Source organism: Calothrix sp. FACHB-168, assembly GCF_963889195.1.
Lineage (GTDB): Bacteria > Cyanobacteriota > Cyanobacteriia > Cyanobacteriales > Nostocaceae > Aulosira > Aulosira anomala_A.
Genome location: NZ_CAWPNJ010000001.1, coordinates 273774 through 299393, shown reverse-complemented (window position 1 = coordinate 299393; position 25620 = coordinate 273774). Strand labels below are relative to the sequence as shown.

The 25620-nt window shown below is 39.7% G+C and carries 15 protein-coding genes; 9 read left to right on the top strand and 6 right to left on the bottom strand.

Translation table 11 applies throughout. The features are described 5' to 3' along the window. The first annotated feature begins 170 nt into the window (after nt 1–170). Nucleotides 171–6146 carry a trifunctional serine/threonine-protein kinase/ATP-binding protein/sensor histidine kinase gene (locus AACW45_RS01190; RefSeq protein ID WP_190626851.1) on the top strand — a complete coding sequence of 1992 codons (5976 nt, stop codon included), beginning with the start codon at nt 171–173 and terminating at the stop codon, nt 6144–6146. 7 nt (nt 6147–6153) lie between these two features. On the opposite strand, the gene AACW45_RS01185 is transcribed toward AACW45_RS01190, so the two are convergent. Beyond that, nucleotides 6154–6579 carry a hypothetical protein gene (locus AACW45_RS01185; RefSeq protein ID WP_190538279.1) on the bottom strand — a complete coding sequence of 142 codons (426 nt, stop codon included), beginning with the start codon at nt 6577–6579 and terminating at the stop codon, nt 6154–6156. 425 nt (nt 6580–7004) lie between these two features. Between AACW45_RS01185 and AACW45_RS01180 the strand changes: the two genes are divergently transcribed. Further along, a complete protein-coding gene (locus AACW45_RS01180; RefSeq protein ID WP_242045431.1) occupies nt 7005–10517 on the top strand; it encodes a GAF domain-containing sensor histidine kinase in 3513 nt (1170 codons plus the stop codon). Between the two features lie 60 nt (nt 10518–10577). Here AACW45_RS01180 and sbcD read toward each other — a convergent pair whose 3' ends face one another. The 4 genes from sbcD to AACW45_RS01160 form a co-directional block, all read right to left on the bottom strand. Next, entirely contained in the window at nt 10578–11831 is a 1254-nt protein-coding gene (gene sbcD / locus AACW45_RS01175) for an exonuclease subunit SbcD (RefSeq protein WP_190626849.1), read from the bottom strand. A gap of 41 nt (nt 11832–11872) precedes the next feature. Continuing rightward, nucleotides 11873–12253 carry a four helix bundle protein gene (locus AACW45_RS01170; RefSeq protein WP_190626846.1) on the bottom strand — a complete coding sequence of 127 codons (381 nt, stop codon included), beginning with the start codon at nt 12251–12253 and terminating at the stop codon, nt 11873–11875. A gap of 199 nt (nt 12254–12452) precedes the next feature. Continuing rightward, on the bottom strand, nt 12453–13178 hold the full coding sequence (gene cysH, locus AACW45_RS01165; protein WP_190626843.1) for a phosphoadenosine phosphosulfate reductase: 726 nt from the start codon (nt 13176–13178) through the stop codon (nt 12453–12455). 982 nt (nt 13179–14160) lie between these two features. Continuing rightward, on the bottom strand, nt 14161–16476 hold the full coding sequence (locus AACW45_RS01160) for a GAF domain-containing protein (protein WP_190626842.1): 2316 nt from the start codon (nt 16474–16476) through the stop codon (nt 14161–14163). 416 nt (nt 16477–16892) lie between these two features. On the opposite strand from AACW45_RS01160, the gene AACW45_RS01155 reads away from it, so the two are divergent. The 3 genes from AACW45_RS01155 (at nt 16893) to AACW45_RS01145 (ending at nt 20436) form a co-directional block, all read left to right on the top strand. Further along, on the top strand, nt 16893–17168 hold the full coding sequence (locus AACW45_RS01155; protein WP_190538284.1) for a glutaredoxin family protein: 276 nt from the start codon (nt 16893–16895) through the stop codon (nt 17166–17168). Nucleotides 17169–17215: 47 nt separating this feature from the next. After that, complete coding sequence (locus AACW45_RS01150; RefSeq protein WP_190626839.1) at nt 17216–18709, top strand: UDP-N-acetylmuramoyl-L-alanyl-D-glutamate--2,6-diaminopimelate ligase; 1494 nt, start codon at nt 17216–17218, stop codon at nt 18707–18709. Between the two features lie 314 nt (nt 18710–19023). Beyond that, entirely contained in the window at nt 19024–20436 is a 1413-nt protein-coding gene (locus AACW45_RS01145) for a DICT sensory domain-containing protein (protein WP_190626837.1), read from the top strand. Between the two features lie 128 nt (nt 20437–20564). Here the strand turns inward: AACW45_RS01145 and AACW45_RS01140 are convergent, their stop codons facing one another. Further along, entirely contained in the window at nt 20565–21971 is a 1407-nt protein-coding gene (locus AACW45_RS01140; protein ID WP_190626835.1) for a sensor histidine kinase, read from the bottom strand. Nucleotides 21972–22052: 81 nt separating this feature from the next. On the opposite strand from AACW45_RS01140, the gene AACW45_RS01135 reads away from it, so the two are divergent. From AACW45_RS01135 to AACW45_RS01120, 4 genes are all read left to right on the top strand, one after another. After that, a complete protein-coding gene (locus AACW45_RS01135) occupies nt 22053–22184 on the top strand; it encodes a hypothetical protein (RefSeq protein WP_277880176.1) in 132 nt (43 codons plus the stop codon). A 416-nt stretch (nt 22185–22600) separates the two neighbouring features. Further along, complete coding sequence (locus tag AACW45_RS01130) at nt 22601–23023, top strand: BON domain-containing protein (protein WP_190626833.1); 423 nt, start codon at nt 22601–22603, stop codon at nt 23021–23023. A gap of 1065 nt (nt 23024–24088) precedes the next feature. Beyond that, nucleotides 24089–24439: a microviridin/marinostatin family tricyclic proteinase inhibitor gene (locus tag AACW45_RS01125; RefSeq protein WP_190626831.1), complete on the top strand. Its 351-nt coding sequence runs from the start codon at nt 24089–24091 to the stop codon at nt 24437–24439. Between the two features lie 147 nt (nt 24440–24586). Beyond that, nucleotides 24587–25570: an MvdC family ATP-grasp ribosomal peptide maturase gene (locus AACW45_RS01120; RefSeq protein WP_190626828.1), complete on the top strand. Its 984-nt coding sequence runs from the start codon at nt 24587–24589 to the stop codon at nt 25568–25570. Nucleotides 25571–25620 lie beyond the last annotated feature (50 nt).

Below are 25620 nucleotides of genomic sequence, written 5' to 3'. Positions count from 1 at the left end.
TAACAGTCAACACTTCGACAAGCTCAGTGCGGCGCAGTCAACAGTCAACCGTCAACCGTCAACCGTCAATAAATTTTGAATGCGTGGATTTTATTTAAAATCTAAAATCTAAAATTGGGAATACTAGCTTCAGACGGCAAACACCAGCTTTTATCATAAGGGATGTTGATATGACGACTGAAACTTACAATCCGACGATTCCCGGATATCAAATTTGCTCGCAAATATATGCTGGTGCGAGAACTAAGGTGTATCGAGCTATTCGCGAATCAGATCGAGTTGCAGTAGTCATCAAACTTCTAGTTTGTGAATTTCCCCACTTCCAAGAATTAGTTCAATTTCGCCACCAATATACTATTACTAAATCTCTGCAAATTCCGGGGATTTTGCAGCCATTAGCCTTAGAAACATATAACAATGGTTATATTTTGGTGATGGCAGATACAGGAGAAATTTCTCTGCGGGAATATATTAAAACTCATGATTTATCCTTGAGAGATTTTTTCAGTGTTGCTATTCAATTAACCAATATTCTGCATAATTTACACCACAGGCGGGCAATTCATAAAGATATCAAACCTGCCAATATTCTCATTAACCCCCAAACCAAACAATTACAACTAATTGATTTTAGTATCGCTTCCCTATTACCCAAAGAAACCACAGAAATTAAAAGTCCGAATGTTTTAGAAGGGACATTAGCTTATATTTCTCCCGAACAAACCGGAAGAATGAATCGCGGTATAGATTACCGTAGCGATTTTTATGCTTTGGGCGTGACATTTTATGAAATATTGACTGGAGAGTTACCATTTAATTGTGAAGATCCCCTGGAATTAATACATTGTCATCTTGCTAAACAACCCAATGCAATTATCAATCCAGAAATTCCGTCAGTACTGGTGAATATTGTCATGAAGTTGCTGGCGAAAAATGCCGAAGATAGATATCAAAATGCTTTGGGATTAAAGCATGATTTAGAAACTTGTTTAGCCCAAATTAAAGATACAGGGGAAATTAGCAACTTTCAAATTGCACAACGGGATATATGCGATCGCTTTCTCATCCCCGAAAAATTATATGGGCGCGAATCAGAAGTTAATACCTTACTCCAAGCCTTTGAACGGGTTGTTAATGGCACATCAGAAATGATGCTAGTTGCGGGATTTTCCGGGATTGGCAAAACGGTGATTATTAACGAAGTTCACAAACCTATTACCAGACAAAAAGGGTATTTTATTAAAGGTAAATTTGACCAATTTAATCGTAATATTCCCTTGAGTGCTTTTGTACAAGCCTTGCGTGATTTAATGGGACAATTATTATCAGAATCAGATGCCAATTTAAAGCAATGGCGCGGGCAAATTTTGGCGGCGTTGGGAGAAAATGCCCAAGTAATTGTCGAGGTGATTCCTGAACTTGAAAAAATTATTGGTAAACAACCATCCGCAGCCGAATTATCGGGAAATGCCGCCCAGAATCGGTTTAATTTGCTGTTTCAAAATTTTATTGCTGTCTTCACTAAAAAACAACATCCCTTAGTCATATTTTTGGATGACTTACAGTGGGCAGATTTAGCTTCTCTACAGTTAATTAAACTGCTGATGGAGGATCGCCAATATTTACTGTTATTGGGGGCTTATCGGGATAATGAAGTCTCTCCCACACACCCCTTTAGCTTGACGGTAGAGGAATTGCACAAATCGGGTAAGACTGTAAATATTATTAGCCTCGCCCCCTTAACTTGGAATGATACAAATCAGTTGGTAGCTGATACCTTACATTGTGCAACAAAGAGAGCGCATCCTTTAAGTGAATTAATTACCGCTAAAACTCAAGGTAATCCTTTTTTTATCACCCAATTTCTCAAAGCTTTATATGAAGATGGGCAAATTACCTTTAATCATTATCAAGGCTATTGGGAATGCGATATTGCCCAAATCAAAGCCCTGTCTCTAACTGATGATGTAGTAGAATTTATTGCTCAACAGTTACAAAAGCTACCCTCAGAAACACAAAATATCCTCAAGTTAGCTGCTTGTATTGGTAACTCTTTTGATTTAGATACTTTAGCGATTGTTTGCGAATATTCAGCAGCAGATGTGGCTTCAGATTTGTGGACAGCTTTGCAAGAAGGGCTGATTATTCCGCAAAGTCAATTATATAAATTTTATGTAAATTATCAGCAGCCAGAAACCAATAAGATTAATATCGAAAATGTAGCCTATCGTTTTTTACACGATCGCATTCAACAAGCAGCTTATTCTCTAATTGCACCAGCCCAAAAGCAATCTACCCATTTTGATATTGGTACTTTGTTATTAGAGAAATTATCGCCGAAAGAAATTGAAGAACGGATTTTTGAAATCGTTAATCATTTAAATCTTGGGCAAACATTAATTACTACCATATCGCAAAAAATCGAATTAGCGAAGCTGAATTTATTGGCAGGTACAAAAGCCAAAGCTGCAACAGCATATTCCGGGGCTTTAAAATATATGACTGCGGGTATAGAACTTTTGCCGGATAACTGCTGGGAACGCTATGATAATTTGAGCCTTTCCTTATTTAAAGAACGTACCGAAATTGAATATTTAAACGGCAATTTTGACCAAGCAGAATCTTGGCTACAACAGACTTTAACTAGGGCAAAAGCACCTTTAGAAAAAGCCGAAGTTTATAATTTGGCGATTGTCCAATATACTCTGCAAGCTAAGTATCCCGAAGCAATTCAAGCCGGGAGAGAAGCATTAGCTTTAGTGAATATTCATCTCCCAGAAACAGATTTTGAGCGGGTAAGAGATGGAGAATTAGCGATGATTCAAGCCTACTTAGGCGATCGCACTTTTTCAGCTTTGCTAGATTTACCAATTGTCACCCAACCAGAGCAAAAAATGGGCATCAAGCTATTAATTAGCATGGGGCCACCAACCTATCGTTCTCACCAAAAACTTTGGTCGGTGATTTGTGCTAAGGCGGTAAATTTATGTTTACAATATGGCAATAGTCCAGAAATTGGCTATATTTATCCGGCTTTTGGCGGTTTGCGTGGATATGCACTGAATAATTATCAAGGTACGGGGGAATTGCTCGATGTTACCCTCAAGTTAATGCAGGTATTTAATAATAAATCTGCCGAGAGTGTAGCTTATTTAATGATTGGTAGTTCCTTAAGACATTGGTCTCATCCATTATATACAGCTAGCGAAGATTATCTATCATCCTATCAAGTCGGTTTAGCATCGAGTAATTTACAATATGCTGCCTATGCCTTTGGGCATAATATGTATTGTCGCTTTTATCAAAGTATTCATCTCGAACAACTATTGACGGAAATTGCTGAACCTTTGGCGTTTAGTCAAAAATATAAAAATCAGTGGGCAATTGATTTATTTATTGGTGGGCAAATTATTCTGTCTGAATTTCTGGGCAGAAAATTTGCAATTGACGAAGCTAATTATTTAGAAGATTGTCGGACACATAAAAACTGGCAAGTAATTTGTATTTATAACATCCTCAAAAGCCAACTACTTTTAATTTGCGAACAGCTAGAGGCTGCATTTAATTATAGCGAACAAGCCGAAGCTGAAATTATCAATGTTGCACCCCAGGGATTATTACCATACGTACATCATTGTTTTATTCATGCACTTTTACTGCTAGCTCGTTATCCCCAACTTACAGAAGCCGAAAAGCCTAATTGTTGGCAGAAAATTTGCCAATATCAACAACAATTAACAATTTGGGCAGAAAATAATCCGGGAAATTTTCTGCATCTGTGCTGTTTAGTCACAGCAGAAAGTTGTCGAGTTTCTGGTGATTTGTTAGCAGCAATAGATAATTACGATCGCGCTATTACCCAAGCAAAAGCACATGAATGGTTGCAAGCGGAGGCTTTAGCCAATGAATTAGCAGCCAAATTCTACCTTAACTGGGGTAAAGATAGAATAGCGACAACTTACATGCAAGAAGCTTACTACTGCTACGCCCGGTGGGGAGCCAAAGCCAAAACCGACGATTTAGAACAGCGCTATCCTGATTTACTCCGCCCGATTTTGCAGCAGGTAACGCCCATTCCCAACCCATTGGAAACCTTGGGGATAATTCACAATTCTCAGTTGTCAATTCATGCTTCTAGTGCCGCCAATGGCAATTCTAGTTCTAGTATCAATCATCGGCTAGATTTGACTACTGTGCTGAAAGCCTCTCACAGCCTGGCGAGTAAAATTCAACTGAATGAATTAATTTGGCAACTCACACAGATTATTCTCCAACATTCTGGGGGCGATCGCTGTGCCTTAATTTTATCCAACAATGATGCTGTATTTGAAGTGAAAGCTATTGTCACCCCCGACACCGCAGAATTTTGTTCTCAAACCCTAGAAGGTAATCCCAAGGTTCCAGTCAAGCTAATTCAGTACGTCAAAAATACCCAAGAAGTGGTGATGATTGACGAACTCAAAACTGATTTACCGATAATTGATGAATATTTACAGCAGCAACTCCCAAAAAGTCTGCTATGCTTACCAATTCTCAATCACGGATATTTAATTGGCATTTTGTATTTGCAAAATTCTACCACCAGTGGCGTATTTACTAGCGATCGCCTTCTCATTCTCAATTTCCTCTGTATTCAAGCGGCTATTTCTCTGGAAAATGCGCGATTATATGAAAAATCTCAAAGTTATGCCCAACAGTTAGAACAATCGCTGCAAATATTAGAAACCACTCAAAAGCAGCTAATGCAAGATGAACAAGCATTACAAAAACAAGCTTTAGCCTTGCTGCAACTGTCGCAAAGTCAAGCTATTAGTCAAGGAAATTTGAGTGAGGCTTTCCGAGAATTAACAGCAGTCACCGCCCAAACTTTACAAATAGAACGGGTAAGTGTTTGGCTATTTGATGAACAGCATACGAAAATTAATTGTGTAGATTTATGCCAACTTTCTTGTCAAGAACATTCACAAGGTACGCAACTAAAAATAGCAGATTATCCCACCTATTTCTTAGCAATTAAATCTCAACCAATTATCGCCGTAGATGATGCTTTAACCGACCCCCGCACCTGTGAATTTAGGCATGGTTATCTAGATATGTTCAATATTTCATCTATGCTAGATGCTAGTTTTCAAGTAGATGGTAGCATTGGTGGTGTTATTTGTTGCGAACAAGTGGGTGAAAAACGTAATTGGACTTCAGCCGAACAAAATTTTATCAGTTCAATTGCTAATTTAATCGCCCTCACCTTGGAATCTCATCACCGACAACAAAAAACGCAACAACTCAAACAAGCACTTTTAGATTTAAATAAATCGCAATTACAAATAGTTCAAAATGAAAAAATGGCATCTTTAGGTAATTTAGTTGCAGGTGTTGCCCATGAGGTCAATAATCCGATTGGTTTTTTAAATGGTAGTATTAATAACGCCCAAGATTATGTCAAAGACTTACTAGGACATCTAGAACTATATCAACAACAATATCCCCAACCAAATACACCCATTCAAGACAACGCCGAAAATATTGATTTGGAATTTTTGATTGCAGATTTACCAAAACTTCTAGACGCGATGAAGGGAGCAACTAACCGCATTAAATTGATTAGTCATAGTCTGCGTACCTTCTCCCGTGCTGATACCGATCGCAAAATCATGGCTAATCTCCATGAAGGAATTGATAGTACCCTACTAATTTTAAAATATCGCCTCAAAGGTAACGAACACCGTCCGGCGATCGCTATTGAGCAAGAATATGGGGATATACCACTAATTGAATGCTTCCCCGGTCAATTAAATCAAGTATTTATGAATATTTTAGCCAACGCCATTGATATGTTTGATGAAATGGCAGCAACTCTCAGCTTTAACCAATTGCAAGCTCATCCCCAAAAAATTACTATCTCTACAGAAGCGATCGCCAACCAAGTTTACATTAAAATCCGCGATAACGGTAAAGGGATGAGTGCAGAAGTCCAAGCCAAAATCTTTGACCATTTATTTACGACTAAGGGAGTCGGTAAAGGTACGGGGTTAGGATTAGCGATCGCCCGACAACTGATCGGTGAAAAACACGGCGGTAGCATTGAAGTTAATTCTGTTTTGGGAGAGGGAACAGAATTTGCGATCGCTATTCCCATTAAAGCTTAAATGCTAATTAATACACATTAATTCGCCCATCACTGAGCATATTCAAAGCGCGATCGCCTGGGTTGCGTTTCCCTGGCCGCAATTCTACTCGTAAGGTAGCAAAGTCAGGTTTAGAAATCGTCGCTTGTAGTGGTAATCCCATATCATCCCAGAAGGCTAGAGAAAGTTTTGGCTGAATCTCATCACCTTGAAAAAATTGCAATTCCTGTCCCGGACGTAAGGGAATCGGATCGGTTCCTTGGAGCTTTTCTAATTTTACTATCCCCAATGTTCTATTTACTACCTCTAAGCGGATAGATTGACCAGGGGTAAATTGGATTGGTTTCGGGCCGCATTTAGAAGCACAGGTTCCCGCTAAAGTGGAACTAGGGTGATTAGTTGAGGTAACGAGAACAGTCACGGCAGCTAAAGCAACTGGCAGTAGTTTAGACATAACACATAGTATAATTACGTGACTAAAATCATAATCCAGTCAACTGCTTTCAAGCCTCAGCAGATTTTCCCCAATTCACAAAAAAATCCTTACCTAGCTTGAATCCGCTTTTGCATATTTTCGTTGGCTATTTAAATTTCCTACTGAATAAATGGGAAATATACAAGTAATACCAATTCAAAATTCAAAATTCAAAATTCAAAAAGCCATATCTGGAAGGGTTTTCTGAGTTTAGATGCGTTGCTGAATTTTGGAGGATTGGTATCAGCATCTGCTTTTGCAATCAAAAAAATTGCTATATTTGGCATTTTTTAGCGATTAAAGATGTGAAATTAGCGAATTTTGGTAACCAATATATTTATCAGCTATTCCCACTTTTTCGAGCAATGGAACTCAATTCAACTTCTGCAAAAAATCAACATGTTATGTCAAATACTGACCTACAAGAACAACTAGAGCAACAAAAAGCTTTGGCTAGTGTGATTGTGCGCATTCGCGAATCTTTAGACTTAGAAACGATTTTTCAAACTACGGTGACAGCTGTACTCCAATTGCTCAATGCTGACCGGGTAGCAGTTTTTCGCTTCGATAGTCAAAGAGATTGGGAAGGTGAATTTGTTTGCGAAGAAGTTGCTTCTGGCTGGGAATCGGTGATCGCAACCAAAGTTTACGACCACTGTTTTGGCGAAAAATTTGCAGATCAATATCAACAAGGGCGAGTACAAGCGGTTGCTGATATTTATGCAGCTGAACTGAGTAACTGTCATGTAGAGATTTTAAGTAAATTTCAAGTCCGTGCCAACTTAGTTGTTCCCCTGTTAAAAGATAAACAAGTATGGGGTTTGCTGTGTATTCATCAGTGTAGCGAACCCCGTCAATGGAAAGAATCAGAAATTGAATTTATTCGCCAAATTGCTAATCATTTAACTGTTGCGATTCAACAAGCCCAGCATCTACAGGAAGTACAACTCCAAGCGACAAAATTAGCACAAGCAGCCCAGCGCGATCGCGTTATTGCTCAGATTGTCGATCAAATTCGTTCCCCCTTGGATATCGAAAGTATTTTTACCATGACAACCCAAGCGATCCGGGAACTTCTCCAAGCTGACCGGGTTGCCATTTTTCGCTTTAATGAAGATTGGACGGGTAACTTTGTTGCTGAATCATTTACAGAAGGTTGGACGCCTTTGGTTGGTGTAGATGCTGTGATTAGCGATACTTATTTACAGCAAAATCAAGGGGGACGCTACGCTCATAATCATACATTTACCGTCAATGATATTTATCAAGCAGGATTATCAGATTGTCACGTTATTTTATTAGAGCAATTTCAAGCTAAATCTTTCGCTACTGTTCCCATTCTTCAGGGCGATCAATTATGGGGTGTTCTTGCTGCTTATCAAAATTCTACAACTAGAGAATGGCAAGCTTATGAAGTCGAATCACTGATAAAAATTGGCACACAAATTGGCGTAGCCTTGCGCCACCATCAGTTACTACTGCAAGCTAAATCTCAAACAGAGCAACAACAAACTTTAACCAGCGTTATTACTCGCATTCGCGAATCTCTAGATTTAGATACTATCTTCCAAACTACAGTTAAAGAAGTCCGACAAATGTTGCAAGCCGACCGAGTAGCAATTTTTTGTTTCGAGCCACAAAAAGGTTGGGAAGGAGAATTTATTTCTGAAGATGTTGCACCTAATTGGCTGCCAATTATCACCATTAAAGTTTACGACCACTGTTTTAGTAAACAGTTTGTAGAGCGCTATCAACAAGGTAAAATTCAAGCTGTTGCAGATATTTATGATGGGGGAATGAGTCAATGTCATATAGATATTTTAGCACAATTTCAAGTCCGCGCTAATTTAATAGTACCGTTGCAAAAACGAGGTATTTTATGGGGGTTTTTATGCGTCCATCAATGCAGTTATCCTCGGAACTGGCAAACTACTGAAATTGAATTTGTCAGCCAAGTTGCCGAGAATTTAGGCGTGGCTTTACAACATAACGAACTTTTAGTTGATGCAAGATACCAAGCCGAACAACAAAAAACATTAACTAGCGTGATTGCCAAAATCCGCGAGTCTTTAGATTTAGATAAAATTTTTCAAACTTCTGTTAAAGAAGTACGACAATTACTCAAAGCCAGCCGAGTGGCAATATTTAGATTTGACCCTCAACAAGACTGGGAAGGAGAAGTGATCTATGAAGATATCGCTCCCGATTTGAGTTCAGCAATTAAAGAAAAAGTTTACGATCGCTGTTTTAGTAACAAATTTGCACATCTATATCTCCAAGGTAGAGTGCATACAATTGCTGATATTTATGAAGGAGAATTGAAGAACTGCTATATCCAAATTTTGGAAAGATTTCAAGTCCGCGCTAATATGGTCGCTCCTTTATTAAAGCAAGGCGAACTTTGGGGATTACTTTGTATTCATCAATGCGATGCACCTCGTTATTGGCAACCTTCAGAAATTGAGTTCGCCAATCAAATATCCGAGCAATTAGGAGTAGCTTTAAAACAAGATTCTTATTTAAAGAAATTTCAAAATCAAGCTGTTCAGCTAGCAGAAGCAACAGAGCGTGATAAAGCAATGGAACGGCAAAAGCTGCTAGCTGCAACTATTGATAAAATCCGCCAATCCCTCGATATTCAAACTATTTTTAAAACCACAACTCAAGCTGTACTAGAATTACTGGAAGTTGAGCGAGTTGCTATCTATCGGTTTAATTCTGATTGGAGTGGTAAATTTGTCGCAGATTCCTTTAAAGATGGTTGGAAACCTTTGATTCAAGCGCCAACAATACCACTAGAAAGTTTTGTGAATACAGATGATGATAACGAACTTCCACGCAACGAAACTTTTGTACCCATTCGCCAAGGCGAGCAATTATGGGGATTGTTAGTAGCCTATCAAAATTCTCACCCCCGCTATTGGAAAGATGAAGAAATTAATTTACTAGCTCAAGTAGGCGTGCAATTAGGAATTGCCATTCAGCAAGGGGAATTACTCGAACAAACTAAACGTCAAACTCTAGAATTGACTCAAGCTTTACAAGAATTAAAACAAACGCAATCGCGATTGATTCAGGGTGAAAAAATGGCTGGCTTAGGACAACTCATTGCGGGAGTTGCCCATGAAATTAATAATCCTGTTACTTTTATTTTTGGGAATCTGACTTATTTAAATGAATATATACAAGAATTGATTAAGGTTATTAATATTTATCGAGAGCATGATTTTTTACTGCCAGATATTCACAATAAAATTGAGCAGAAAGAATTAGATTTTATTCTCCAAGATTTGCCAAAAACTATAGAGTCGATGAATATCGGTACAGAAAGAATTCATCAAATTGTCTTGTCACTGCGCAATTTTTCTCGTACAGATGAGGCTGGATTAAAATCAGTGGATATTCATGAAGGCTTAAATAGTACTTTACTAATTTTAGCTCATAGATTTAAAAATAACGCCGATCGACCAGCTATTAAACTTATCCAAGAATATGGCGATTTACCTTTAGTAGAATGCTATCCAGCACAATTCAATCAGGTGCTAATGAATATTTTAAGTAACAGCATTGATGCCTTAGATGATAAGTATCATGCTATCAAACAAAAGTATTTAGACTTATCAAAACCTTGTCCAGAAATTCCTTTAACTATTTGGATTAGTACCCAGATAGTGAATCAACAAATTTTAATTAAAATAGCTGATGATGGTTTAGGAATTCCTGAAGAAGTGCGATCGCACATTTTTGAACCCTTCTATACCACCAAGGAAGTTGGGAAAGGTACGGGACTAGGCTTATCTATTAGTCATCAAATCATAGTAGAAAAACATCAAGGTCAAATTCGCTGTGTCTCTAAACCAGGTGAGGGAACAGAGTTTTTCATTGAAATCCCCATCAAACCCTTACCAAAAGTTTAATTGTCAGTTGTTAGAGACGCGATTAATCGCGTCTGTACAATTGTTCAAAATTTACCCATCCTACTCCTGAGTTGCGCCTTCTAGCCAGACTTCCACATCATCAGCAAGTAGCTTCTGTGCAGCTTCTAGCATTGAGCCGGCGATATCTTTGAGATCTTCGCGATTACTTAAGTAAGTTTTCAATGCTTCAAATGGATCAATGCTACTACTTGCACTCAGTTCGGGAATGCGGGGTCTAGCCAACTGACTGACTAATTCTGGTTGAATAGTATAGGTATGAGCAGAACTTAAAGCATCATGCAGGGAAGAGTTATCAATTGCATCTAATTGTTCGGAACGAAGTTTATAAATTAACCGGACTACCGCATCTTGAATATCATATTTTGCGATCGCTTTAATTAATGCTGCTTGCGGATCTTCTGCCTTAGACAAATCTACCTCAATTGTCCGAAAAGTCCGCACGGGTAAAGGACAAAACTCCCAATCTGCTTTACCCGGTGCTAATTCTACAATTACATAACCCTTAGCTTCTTTTTCTTCGCTAAAATCCACCCGCTCAATACTTCCGGGATATATCACCGGGGGATTATTAGATTTATTCAGGTTTTGATGTTTATGCACATGTCCCAGGGCGACATAATCAAAACAAGGCCTGGTTAATAAAGATAAGGGGAGAGTAAAACCTTTCCCCACAGCTAATAAACGTTCGGCTCCCAAAGTTGCATTGTCAGCCATCAAATGTGCTAACAGTACAGTAGGTACATCCGGATCGAGACGGCGAATTTCTGCTTCTAAAACAACTTGTAATCGGTCAGTTAACAGTTGATTGACTTCTGCAATTGATAAACCTTCAGTTTCTTGGCGCGTCATTAAGGTGGAACGTGTCAGCCAAGGTAGAGTAATAACTTGCACTTTACCATTGCGGGTTTGAATGTTGTGGGTAGTTAAAGTATCGCCTACCACAAAACCCCGCACTCCCAAGGTGCGGTAAATATTTAAACTCGCGCCTCCCAACCCTTGAGAATGTTGATCGTGGTTTCCCACCAACAGCACCGTCGGAATCTCTGCATCCACCAGACGGCGAAATTGACTAGCAAAAGCTTCTTGTACATAAGGCGGTGGAGTCGCATCGGGAAAAGCATCACCACCAAATATGACTAAATCTACAGGATATGCGATCGCGCGGTCAATACATAAAGACAAAGTATTGACAAAATCCTCCAATCGTGTATTCAACCCTGTTGTGGGATTAATACGTCCGTGGGAGAAGCTACTCCCCATATGGATATCTGAAAGATGGAGGATTTTTATCATAATTAGTTAGTTGTCAGTTGTCAGTTGTCAGTTGTCAGTTGTCAGTGGTTATGATTTTTTCCGGAATCGCCTATGGAGTTGAGATAAGCGTTTAACATAGGTGATAGCTGATCAACCATTGGTTTAAGCTTATCAACTTGTTCACTTGTCAAAAGATTTCTAGTATAAGCTCGTCGCAACCAGTACCTAGTTTCGTTTAAAGAGCCTCTTGCTATTCTGACAAAACGGCGATTTTCCTGAAAGTTGTACCGACCAGTACCTTCTGCAATATTGGCACCGATACTATCTACTGAACGAACAATTTGTTTACCAACGGTATCTTTAGCAAATGCATCCCATCTGCCAACAATATTCCAAATTTCGTCAGCTAGTTTTTCTGCTAATTGGTAAACTTGTAAGTTCTCAAAATTCGATTTTGCCATTCATTATATAGTCAGTTGCTATGGAATTAGCTTTAAAACTTTTCCATAGTGTATGTGATGCATTTATACTTTGACCACATACCACCAACAACTGACTATTTACTACGGACAATGGCCAGTTGTTGTGTATGTGATGTACTTATACTTTGATCGCATACCACTAACAACTGACCACTGACTACTGACCACTGACTAATGACTAAATATGAATTCCACATTCAGTTTTACCAGTTCCCCGCCAACGTCCAGCGCGTTCGTCTTCACCTTCACCAACTTTGGTGGTGATGGGTTCATCGCCAATGCTGGGATAACCTTGGTCGTGTAATGGGTTGTAAATTACTCCATGTTCAGCTACGTAAGGCCAGCTATCTTTGCGTGTCCAGTTAGCTAAAGGATTAATTTTTAAGCGTCCTTGGCTATCTAATTCGACAAAGGGCATGTTAGCACGGGTAACGGCTTGGTCGCGACGACGACCAGTAATCCAAGCTACGGTGTTGAGTTCGTCTAAACCTCTCATCAGAGGTTCAATTTTGGTTACTTGGTGGAATTGGGTAATATCTTTATCCCAAAGTGCTTCGCCATATTTCGCAATAAAGGCTTCGCGGCTATCTACATCTGGAGTTTTGTAGGTTTGCAAATCCAGGTTATAGATTTCTTTGCTTTTTGCAACTAATTCTAAGGTTTGGGGGAAGTGGAATAGGGTATCGAGAAAAATAACTGGGACTGGATGTTTCAGTTCAGAGTAAAGAATATGGGTAATTATCATGTCATCCACGTTAAAGGCGCTGGTTTGTACCAGTCCTGTGGGGATATTTTCTATAGACCAGGCCAGTATCTCTTTAGGAGTGGCAGTTTCAAATTGTTGATTTAACTGCTCTAGATCAAATTCGCTTGTTTGGGTTTTAGAGATCGTGGAAGCTGTCATGATAATTTTTAGCTAAATGGTTCTTGAACTTCAACAAAATTTATTTTATCCCAAAAAGGTACACAAAAAGGCACATAAACCGCTAGGGAATGAGGTAATTTTAAAGCTATTGTTTAGTAGTAATTGATACTAAATCAGTAGAAATATACTTGACATCAGCAAATCTATATAGAGAAAGCCCTGCCAATCCTTGCATCTGTATCAATTTCAGCAATTCAGCAGCCTCTTCTGTAAGTAATCGCTACAGGCTTTACTAAGAAACTTTACGGAATCTTAACTTTTACCGTATTTATATGGATATAAAATACCATCCTGATATTCTTAAAGAATCCTTAACTTGCAGGGATCAAAAAAATGAACAGTTCAAAAACTCCAGGTTCTTTGGGTGTATCTATAGTTATGGGCGCTTTAATTGCTTTGACAAGCGCTAGCATTATTACCATCATGAATGCATTTTAAAAAAAGCCAGCAAATTTTTAGCAAATAAACTTTACAAGCCTTTCTGTGATGCTGCAGAGAGGCTTTAACGTTTTGTCATTGGTCATTTGTCATTGGTCATTTGTCATTTGTCATTTGGCAGTAGAGACGCGATTAATCGCGTCTCTACAATTGTCATTTGTCATACTAAAAAGACAATGGGACGGTCTACTACTATTTCTAAGATAAAAGGTTGGGCTTACCTTGTGTAAACTCAACAATTACAGGACTTTGGATTGTTGGGTTACCCTACAGGAAGCCGTTTTGCGTCTACGTTCCTCAAACGCCACATGCTTTAAGCCGGGAAACCCGTCCAACGTAGTGGCTCCCCAATCTACGTGCTACCAACGACAGGACTTTTAAAACATCCTCTTAAATTTTGAATTTTAAATTTTGAATTTTGAATTTTAAAATAACGGGAAAGACTACCTTAATGCTTTACCGAGCCTTCCCGTCTCTGCGTCAGCCAAAATCATACCTGGGATTTAAAAACGCTTAGAATTAATTAAGAGGTTTCCTTGGTGAATTCAGAGGAGCGGATTTCTGATTGCTCAGAGAATACATTTCTGATTTCTGAGTTGTCTGACTGGCTGGTAACTTTCATGGCGACTACATCTTGGTAAGAAAAACTGCGTAAAGATGACATCATAGAATTGATGCGATCGGCATGTAGTTTCATGGTTAAGAGAATTTTCGGTAATTTCTGAATCAGAAACTCTAAATTGACGGCTTGGGTGTGGTAGCTAATTTCTCCGTTGGGGTGAGGATAGTTCAATTGATATAGGCGTAAAAGTTCCAGCAATTTTTGGATGCTGTCGCCGATATCGGAAAGATGAGAAGAGATAAAGTTAACAGGGTTTTGAATTTGATGGGCGACACCCAAAGCCCAGATCCCAACGCTGGACATTTTTTCACTTTTAATTAGTTGTGCTTGGGTTTTTTGGATTTGCTCTAGGGCTTGTACTAGTTGTTTGGCTTGTTCTGTAGCAGCTGATTCTGCTGCACGACTATTTTCATATAGTTGTGCGTGCTGAATAGTTAGCACCGCTTCATCAGCAACATTCTGCAACAAATCAATTTCTTCGTCTTGCCAATTTCTTGGTGTAAAACACTCATGAGCAATAATTAATCCCCATAATTGGTTACCCATTGAAATGGGGACGATTAAATTTGCTTTTACCTGGAGACTGAGTAAAAATTCTCGATGACAAGGTGTAATATCTTCTGAGGCTGTATTATTTATGGCTCTGACTCTACCACGTAAGTAAAGACGGGCAGATTCTTCGGGAAAACATTCTAATGGTGTTTTCAGCCCTAAAATTGGACGCAAGTTACTGTCTGCATCTTCAACAATGACTTCTCCTTCAGCGTCACCAAAAAGTTGATAAATCAATACCCTGTCTGTTTTCAGAAGTTTGCGCACTTCTTGAACGAGGGTTTGCAAGGTGATTTTATAGTCGAGATTGCGACGTATTTGATCGGAAACTTGCTTAATGACTCTGGTGAGATCTAGAGATTTTTGTAATTGGGCTGTGCGCTCTGTGACTAATTTTTCTAAATTAGAGTTCAGGGTTTGTACTTGTTGGTACATTTGCTGTTGTTGAATAGCGATCGCAAATTGATCGGCTATGGCGCGTCCTAAGGATATTTCTTCTGGTTTCCATTCAGGGGCTTGTCCTTTTCTCTCTTCTAGCCAAGCTGCAAAGGAAAGTCGGGGTAGTCTTTGTCGCTCGCTGGTATCTCGTTCTCCCGCCCACAAAATTTCTTGATTCAATTCAGGACGAAAAATAGTTAAAATCCCGATAAAACTTTGACGGTAGCTGAGAGGAATAATTAACATCCCCCGGATTTTAGTTTGTGAGAATAGGGGCGCTAAATCTTGCCAATGGCGTTCTTTATGCAGATCGTTGATTGCCCAAATGTTACCTATTTTACATTCCCCTAGCCAGTCTTGCCAAAGAGGATGCTGCTCTATAACATTACTTGCTTGTCCTTGGGGTAATGTTGGCTGTTCGCCGCAGGTGTATAACTCGGCACCTTGTTCTACATAAACTCTGCCGCCACTACCACCAAAAGCAGCAACAGTAGCTTCTAGTGCAGTTTGACATTGAATTGTTGGTAAGGAATGTAAGAGAGTGGTGATTTGATTGACGATCGCTTCTTGCTGCTTTTCTGCACGTACTTGGTTGAGTAGGTGACTTTGGGCGATCGCTACTGCTATGTGATCTGCTGCTTGCTGGACTAATTGCAGTTCCCGTTTCTCAACATTTTTGGGCGTACTGTGGTGTGATACCAACAAGCCCCATAATCTAGGTTTAGCTAATTGGTCTTTGGGATCGTGATGGACAATAGGCACAACTAGCGAAGACTGCACGCCCATTGCCGTTAGATAATCAATATGGCATTGGTCTACCGTGCGATAGTAGAGATTTTCACTACTGAGAGATTTACCAGTATCTGGACTATCTAATGGTGACAGCCCAATCCGCCCATTGGCTACATTCACAATTGAACGCTGTCGCGCTCGCAGAAACATATCTCGCGCTTCTTGGGGAATGTCAGTAGCCGGAAAGTGTAACCCTAACAGAGATGGTAGACGCTGTTGATGTATAGATTCGGCAACTACTTCCCCACTACCATCACGATCAAAGCGATATACCATCACCCGATCTGTCTGCAAAAATGCCCTGATTTCTGTAACACTGGTGCTTAATATCTCTTTTAGTTCCAAAGACTGTCTAATTCGAGATGTTATGCGATTTAGCAAACTATCTTCGGCAATTATTCTGTCTAAATTTTGTGAGTAGTCAGGATGATTCATTCGGTATTTATACCTTGATGTACAGTATTAAAAGGTAGATGCACCGAACCCTGTATAACCAGTCAAGCTTTGTAATCTATCTAAATTGAATTAGATACTTACGTATTTGCACTGTATTTGCACACATTATAAAATTTTATAGGCATCTGACGCTAAGTTAGCAAGTAAAATATATGTCAATCTAATTGTTGAATATGCTCATGCAGCAAGTGTTGTAAATGGATTTGAGCAGCAATCGTCATGTGGCGCGTACATGAATTTTATCAATGATTGGGATAGAAAATTTGTCATTGGTCATTGGTAAGGTTGTGTGGGGATGCAATGCGATCGCATCCTTATGTAATACGATTCAACTCCATCCTGTTTAACCCTATGATGGCTGGTAGAAATGGGAGTGCAAGCAAGGATGGCAGCAAATGCGATTGATTTTATATAGCAAACCGGGATGTCATTTATGTGAGGGTTTGCAGGAAAAGCTGGAAAAAATCCAAAATCTGACTTTTGAGTTAGAAATCCGTGATATTACTACAAGTGAGGATTGGTTTTTAGCTTATCAGTATGAAATACCCGTTTTATATCTCGTCAACCCCCAACAGGAAGGCGTGAGCGAGCAACCTTTACCCCGTCCTTCGCCTCGTGCTAGCGTGCAACAGTTGGAGCAAATGCTGCGTAAGTATTTCCCTAATGATTAAAATAATGCAGAATAAGCCCAAGAGAAGCGTGCGGCGAGGTTCACAACATGAAACTGCGGGAATTACTAGCAGCGATAGATTCTGTAGAGCAATTACCTAATCATCAAGCTGTGGCGGATGTAGAAGTACAGGGATTGAAAACAAATTCCCATGCTTGTGGTGCGGGTGATTTGTTTATTGGTATGCCAGGAACTAGGGTAGATGGTGGAGAATTTTGGCCAAGTGCGATCGCTTCCGGTGCAGTAGCGGCGATTGTCTCTCCCCAAGCTGCCGAGAAAAATCCGCCTAACAATCAGGCTGTTGTCATTAGTGCTAGTGATATGACTCAAGCCTGTGCCCAATTAGCCGGTGCTTTTTACGATTATCCAGGAAAAAAGCTGAAATTAGTTGGTGTCACTGGTACTAATGGTAAAACCACAACTACTCACCTGATTGAATATCTTTTAAGTCAAGCCAAATTACCCACAGCTTTGATGGGGACTCTCTACACGCGCTGGCCTGGTTTTAGCGAAACTGCGGTACATACCACACCCTTTGCGGTGGAACTACAACAACAGCTAGCCCAAGCTGTTGATGCTGGGTGTGAGTATGGCGTGATGGAAGTGAGTTCTCACGCTTTAGCCCAAGGTAGAGTATTGGGTTGTGAGTTTGAGGTGGGAGTATTTAGCAATCTCACCCAAGATCACCTTGATTATCACCGGGATATGGAAGATTATTTTGGGGCGAAAGCTTTGTTATTTAGTCCCAATTATCTCAAAGGGAGAGCGATAATTAATGCTGACGATGCTTATGGCAAAAGATTAATTGCATCGTTAAGTCCAGATAAGGTTTGGAGTTACAGCGTTAACGATCGCGCTGATTTTTACATGAGCGATCTCAATTATGAACCAAATGGGGTCAGTGGCACTTTACATACACCAAAAGGAGACGTAGCTTTTCGTTCGCCTTTGGTTGGTCAATATAATTTAGAAAATCTCTTAGCAGCCGTCGCCGCAGTTTTACACTTAGGTCTAGATTTGCAGCTAGTGGCAGCTAGTATACCTGAGTTTCCTGGCGTACCGGGAAGAATGGAACGAGTGCAGATTGCTGACAACCAAGATATTAGCGTGATTGTGGATTACGCCCATACACCAGATAGCTTAGAGAACTTGCTCAAAGCTGCTCGTCCGTTTATTCCCGGTAAAATGATTTGCGTATTTGGTTGTGGTGGCGATCGCGATCGCACTAAGCGCCCGAAAATGGGAAAAATCGCCGCCGAATTAGCTGATGTAGCGGTGGTAACTTCCGATAATCCCCGCACTGAAGACCCAGACAGGATTATTCAAGATATTTTGGCAGGTATTCCCGAAACGATAAATCCCACAGTTATTAGCGATCGCGCTACTGCTATTGAGACAGCAATTTTACAAGCTCAACCGGGAGATGGGGTGTTACTTGCTGGCAAAGGTCACGAAGATTACCAAATTCTCGGTACAGAAAAAATTCACTTTGATGACAGAGAACAAGCAAGAGCTGCTTTACAAACCAGATTAAAAATCTAAAATTGATGGTGGGCAATGCCCACCATCAGGTGTAAAGAATGATAACTATAAAAAATAATTAAAGCAGAGTTTGAAGATATCAACAAACTTTAATCGTTAATTGTTAATTCTGAATTTATTTCAACTGCTTGATGCTTGCGACATCATAACGTAAATGATACACTCCATTAGTTTTATATTTCATATTCCAGAATTCATAATTAATATTAATTTTCTTAGCTTTCTGGCAAAAAAAGTAAACATTAGGGTGAAAAGCAAAGACACAATGGTCTTTTCCTCTCTCCTTCTATACCCTTCCTGGTTGTGCTTGGCTCATGAATGATTCTTTAGCTCAGGATCTGTCGATTTATCAGTTGGCTTTGTCAATGCAAGCGCCTCCCTCACCATTACCCCTTAGTCCTGCTACTGTGCTATCAATACTAAGGTCACAAATTGACCTGTTAATTGAGCGTCAAATTGTCGCGAATTTATGGGTGAAACTACCGCCAGGAAAAATTTGGCAAGCAGAATTATGGCGTTATCAGTCTGCTATTGAGAAATCTGTCAATAAATCGGTGACAATTTATGATTGTCAATTAAATGAACGGCGCAAACATGAACCCAGAGGAACTAATTTTCAGTCATCACCAGATAAATCGGTAATTAAATTATTCCCAACTAGATATTTACAAAGAGAATATTTCTTCATCGCCTTATCGCCAGAGTTTAGCAGTTTAATTTTGGCTCATCGACCCCTGAAAAGGCGGAAAACTCAAACCTTAAGGCGGGGAAATAGAAAAACTCCGCCTTTAGTAGTGATGACAACTGTTGAAGGTAGAATCATTCAAAGGGTGCTAGATGGGATTAAACAAGTAGTAACTCCCGAATCCGCATCTACGATCGTTGCATCTGATGTGATTTGTCCTGATATACCTGAAGCTATACTGGTGAATCAGCTGTTAATTAAACAAGTGCAACGGCAAAATGAAATTGATCGACAATTAATGACAAAGCGAATTGCTAAATTACAGCAGCAAAATCAAAACCTGACAAATAAAGCAAAAACCAAAGATGAATATTTAAGCAATGCTTGTCAGGAGTTGCGGACACCACTAACACACATGAAAACCGCACTGTCGTTATTAAATTCTCCCACGTTGAAACCACCGCAACGGCAACGTTATTTACAAATGTTAAATAACCAGTGCGATCGCCAAAATTCTTTAATTAGTGGGTTGTTAGATTTAATCCATTTAGATCGCAATTTACAAGAGTCACCTTTAGAAGCTGTATCTTTAGGCGATTTGGTTCCTGGGATAGTGAGTACTTATCAGCCAGTAGCCCAAGAAAAAGGAATTATGCTCGCCTACACCATACCCACTAACTTACCATCTGTATGGTGCATCAATGGCGGGTTAAAGCTGATTGCGATTAATTTATTACATAACAGTATCAAATTTACACCCAATGGCGGACAAGTGTGGGTGCGATCGCGTGTCAATGGCGATTATGTACAGCTAGAAGTTCGCGATACGGGGATTGGAATTGCAGAAGCAGAGATTCCCAAAATCTTTGACAGCTTTTACCGCGTGCGTTCTGGCACAACAGATGAATCGAGCGGCCCTGGTTTGGGGTTAACGGTAACACAACAGTTAATTTTGCGTTGCGGTGGTTTTATCACTGTCAGAAGTAAACCCAATGAAGGTACAACTTTTATTGTCAATTTACCCCGCGTGCGCGATCGCTAAGGGACTTCCCACTAAAAAAATATACTATCACTGTGTAGGCAGAGGGGCAGGGGGCAGGGAGCAGGGGGAAAAATAAGAATATCTTCTCTAGGAAATTGGATAATTTATTTTCTGGAAGTCGCTAAACTTTACCAATCTTTAGCATTAACTTCCAAAGGTAAGAAAATCGTCAAAACTTCCCCATATTGCGGACGTTGACGCACAATCAACTTACCGCCAATTGCTTGAAATAAATGCTTAGTCGCCGCAATGTTGAGACTAATTGTCCCGGTTTCTGGTTGAAACATCAGCAATTGACCCAAAGCTTTACGAATTGGTGGTGTGGGTGTAGTTGGTTTACTTTGATCCTTACACTGTGGCTGCGGTGAGAGTTGTAATTTTAATTGATCCCCAGCAGGTATTACATGTACTTGAATATGACTACCAGCAGGTAAACTACGAGTAAAATTGTCAATTAAATTAGTCAGAACTCTATCTAACATTGTCGGATTACTAACAACCGTTGGTAATTGTTGGGGTAAAACCACATCCAATGTTAAATGGCGACGATCCGCAGCTTGTTGCCAACGGGGAATACTCTGTTGCAAGACTTGATCGAGAGACATCGCTGTCAATTGCGTCTGTGCAGATTTCGCCGTATTAGAAGTTTCTAATTCTGCCGCTTTAAATAGCAACTCCATGCGATCGATTTGTTCGGTACATTCACGATCGATTGTTTCTAAACGACTGATGACATTAGCTGGTAAATCTTTGCGCTTCAGCAGTAACCGTGTCATCGTGCGAATAGTAGTCAAAGGAGTTCGCACTTCATGGGCAAAAGCTTGCAGTAATTCCACATCTGGGCGAGAAGGAGGATTTACAGGCGCAGAAACTGGTGCAGCCGCCGGCATACTTTCCTTATCTGGTTCTGGCGTTACTTGCAGCAACAACTGGCTAAACTGCATCACAGTGCGATAATCTGGGGCGACTGGGGCATATTTTTTTACTAATGCATCCAAATCAGCAAAATAATCGGGATTAGTGAGCATTACCCTAGCACCTAAAGCCCGCCAAGCCTGTTCTACTACCTCTGGTTCAAAGGAAAATAAAAATGATGTTTGGCTGTTGTGTTCTGCTAAAACTAATACTAATTTAAATTTATCTGTAAAAACTAAGCAAAATTTCTCTTTACCCAAAGGATCGGCAGGCAATAAAGGCAGCACTGATTCATGGGGCGCAACTTCATCAGCCATTTCCGACGCTGTAGGCATTTCAAAGGGCATCAGCGCCAAAGGATTGAATGGTTTAGCGGTGAAGGTTACCGTCTGTAAGCTTTGAGTTAATGTTGTTGGGCTAAACAAAGGTGCTGGTGCAGCCAAAACTAATCCTTGGTTAGCATCAGCTGTAGCCGTTGCTAAAGTATTGATGAGCAATTGTTCAGTTGCTGCTAGGCTAATACGCCACTGCCATTCTGCTTTTGCGGGCGAACATACAGCCACGCTTGACTGATTTTCAGCTAAAATCTCTCTCAGACTTGGCAATATCCATTCGTACACAAGTTCTCACCCCTAGATTGAAAGCAACTGACAACGACTTAAGTAAGGCATTTCACTACCTACTTACGAGGTTATAGTCATTTGCGCCCTGGCGACAGTGGTATAACCGAACAATATAGCCGCAATTCCCCCGCGATCGCGAAAATAGCAACTGAAGATATGAGAGTACGCAACTTTGGCTTTTCTGCGAGACACAAAGCGATCGCTCAATAAATTACTATTGCTTATTTTCCATTAATTACCAATGCCCAATGCCCAATGCCCCATGCCCAATTATTAATTTTTGCACGATGATGTGCAAGTTTGATGTAAACCTGTTAGAATCTATTTTCTGTTGAGAAAACTCAGATAGCCTACCTTGAAAAAACTACTTAGCGGCTGCTTTTAGCTGATAGTAAATCATCAAGTTTTGGCACAGTCTGACTCATCAGTACACTTAACTGAAATCAATCAGTACTTCTTGAATTGGCTACAATATTCTCGCCTTCAGAAGTTACACACATTTCAGGTTTTCATCACCTGTATGCTGCTTTTGGCACTTGTGTAATTTTAATTTTCTTTTAACATTTGCTCCTCAACATGACACACACATTAATGACTCGCTTCAAGTAATCAATTTGGAGATTGATATGAAAAAGCTCATCCCATTTTTAGTTAGCAGTATTCTTGTAGTTGGTGCTGTTGGTTGTCAAGATGCCAGCAAAAATGCTTCGGAAACTCCCAGCAACACCAATGAAGCCACTCAACCAGCAAAAGAGGCTTCTGCAAAGACCAAAACTAATGAGAAAACTACTACAGAAACTGGTAAAACTCCAGTAAAAGAAGCTGCTGCTAATACCAAAACTACTGCTAAAAGTCCCATTCTCACCAAATTAGAAGAAAAGATTCCTGGTAGCAAGTTAGTAGTTGAAGAAAAAGATGGTGTAGTCACAGTTAAAGGCACAGTTCCCACTGAAGCTGACATCAAGAAAATTGAACCTTTAGTTAAAGAACAAAAAGGTGTTAAGACTGTTAAAGTAGAAGCCCAAGTTGCTGCTAAAAAAGCTCAATAGTAGCACGCAGAAAATCTGAGATTAAAAGTTTGATAACTATCAACAGGACTTACCTTTGTGTTAGTCCTGTTTTTTTATTTTCTATTAATTAAAATTGCTAAATAGTTAGTCATTAGTCATTAGTCATTAGTCATTGGTCATTAGTCATTAGTCATTGGTCATTAGTCATTAGTCATTGGTCATTGTCGCCCGCCTTGGAATAAATTCCAAGGCTCATAGCCCAAGTAGGGGCGGGTTCACAGATATACTCCAATAATTCACGACTATCTAGCTTAACCCGCCCCTACTGAAGTAGACTCAAGATTTTGAGGATATTTAGCTGCGTAGGTTGCGTTGAGGAACGTAGACGCGTTCGCGGAGCGTTCTAGTTCCCTCGAAGAGGGTTCCCGAAGGGTAGAGTAGCGGCTTCCCTTTCGCGTAGCGTCTCCGCAGGAGAAGGGTAACCCAACATTTCCAGGGGTTTTTTGGGTTTCGTCCGCAGAATGCAATGCCATGCATAAACTGTGTGAATTTAGCTGTCACTATCATTTTTCAGAATGATAGGTATCAAAACAATAAAAAAAATAAATACTAGCCAAAATGGCCAGACAAATTGGCTAGATATGTGTTTAATTTAATTAGTCTGATGAAATAACTCACAAAATATAAATTTATTCATCTCTAATTGACTGAAAAAATCGGCAAAAAGTTATTTATTAGCCGATTAATTTTTAATTAGATGCGTTTATGGATATGATTTTACCCGATTTAATGTTCTAATTGCACAGCATAAATCGGGTAAATTAGGTAATCGCTTCGGGGCATGGCAGTGCCAATGCCCCTACGATCAACGATTATCTGTACGTCACCAACTTGCAATTCGCTGTAAATACATCCACATCATATAGCAAACAAATACAGTTTACTTAACTATTTGTTGCGCTCAATATTACCAAAAAATACATTTATATAATCTTATTTTATATGTTGATGTATTGCACAGTAGCAGTTAACTAATTATTTATTTTTGCAAATTTACAAGAAGTTTGCGGAATTACATTCTTAACTAACCAAACAAGGAAGTTTATGTCTGACATTAAATTACACGATTTAGATTCTCCTGCTGTACCATTCTTTGCTCGCTATCTCGAAGGCCAATATAGCGAAGAGTTATCTGAAGAAGAATTGTCAGGAGTCGGAGGCGGTATTAGATTTGCTACCAAGAAGTATCCCTCCGATCATGAAAATGGTGGTGGTATTACTAAACCTAGAAAAGACGACATAGCCGTAACTCTTAAGTATCCTTCTGATAACGAAGAAGGTGGTGGCGGTATAGTTACGAAAAAGGCTCCTTCTGATACTGATGAACTTGTTACCACTCTAAAATATCCATCAGATGGTGACGATAATATTGTAACTATAGACAAAATTAGTTAAGACTCAACTGAAGATTTTACTATGGTGCGTTGCAGGACAACGCACCATTAATAATTTAATATAATTACTAATTCGTAATACCCTACGGGAAGCCGCTCCGCGTCTACGTAATTCGTAATTAAAAAATACAGTTTAATTAGATGTTTTATGCAACCGTCCCGTGATATTGTTTTATTACTTACCCACAGTGGGGACTATTTCACTATTGATAGAGTTGTGGATGCTCTATCTAAACGTGGTGTCAAACCGTTTCGCCTGAATACGGATCAATTTCCGATCGCAGTTCAACTTCAAGCTGATATCAGAAATTCTCAAGCTAGTCACAGGCTAGAATACGGCGATGTGTCCATCAGCACAGAACAGGTGCAAGCTGTGTGGATGCGGCGAATTTGGCCTGCTCAATTGAACCAAGAATTAGCTCCCCAATATCAACAAGCTTGTATTCGCGAATCTCTAGCGGCTTTGGATGGTTTCTGGGATAGCCTAAAACATGCGCGTTGGGTAGATAATTTACAACGAATCAATGCTGCTGAAAACAAGCTACGTCAATTGCGAGTAGCTTCTGAGGTAGGTTTGGTAATTCCGCAAACCCTGGTGACTAATAACCCTCAACAAGTAAAAGAATTTTTTGCTCATGTAGGGGGAAAGATGGTGACTAAACTATTAACACCTCTTTCCTATAGTATGGAAGGTTCTTCTTTCTTTCTTTATACCAGTGTAGTGAAAGAGGAAGATTTAGCAGATTTGGAAACTCTGCGTTATTGTCCAATGGTTTTTCAAGAACAAATTCCTAAACAGCAAGAACTGCGAGTAGTGTATGTAAATGGTCAAGTTTTTGTTGGCGCATTAGACGCATCCAAATATAATGCAACCACAGTAGATTGGCGCAAAGGAACAGCAGAGACTTGCGTTTGGCTCAATCATCAACTTCCTGAGGAAATTATTCAGCGTCTTCAGGCTTTTATGGGAAAATTTGGCTTAACATTCGGCGCTTTTGACTTAATTCAAACTCCATCTGGAGAATATGTCTTTCTGGAGGTGAACCCTACAGGTGAATGGGGAATGCTGGAACGAGATTTGCAACTTCCCATATCAGAAGCGATCGCTGATGCGTTAGTCAAGAGTCCATAGTCAATAGTCAATAGTCAATAGTCAATAGTCAATAGTCAATAGTCAACAGT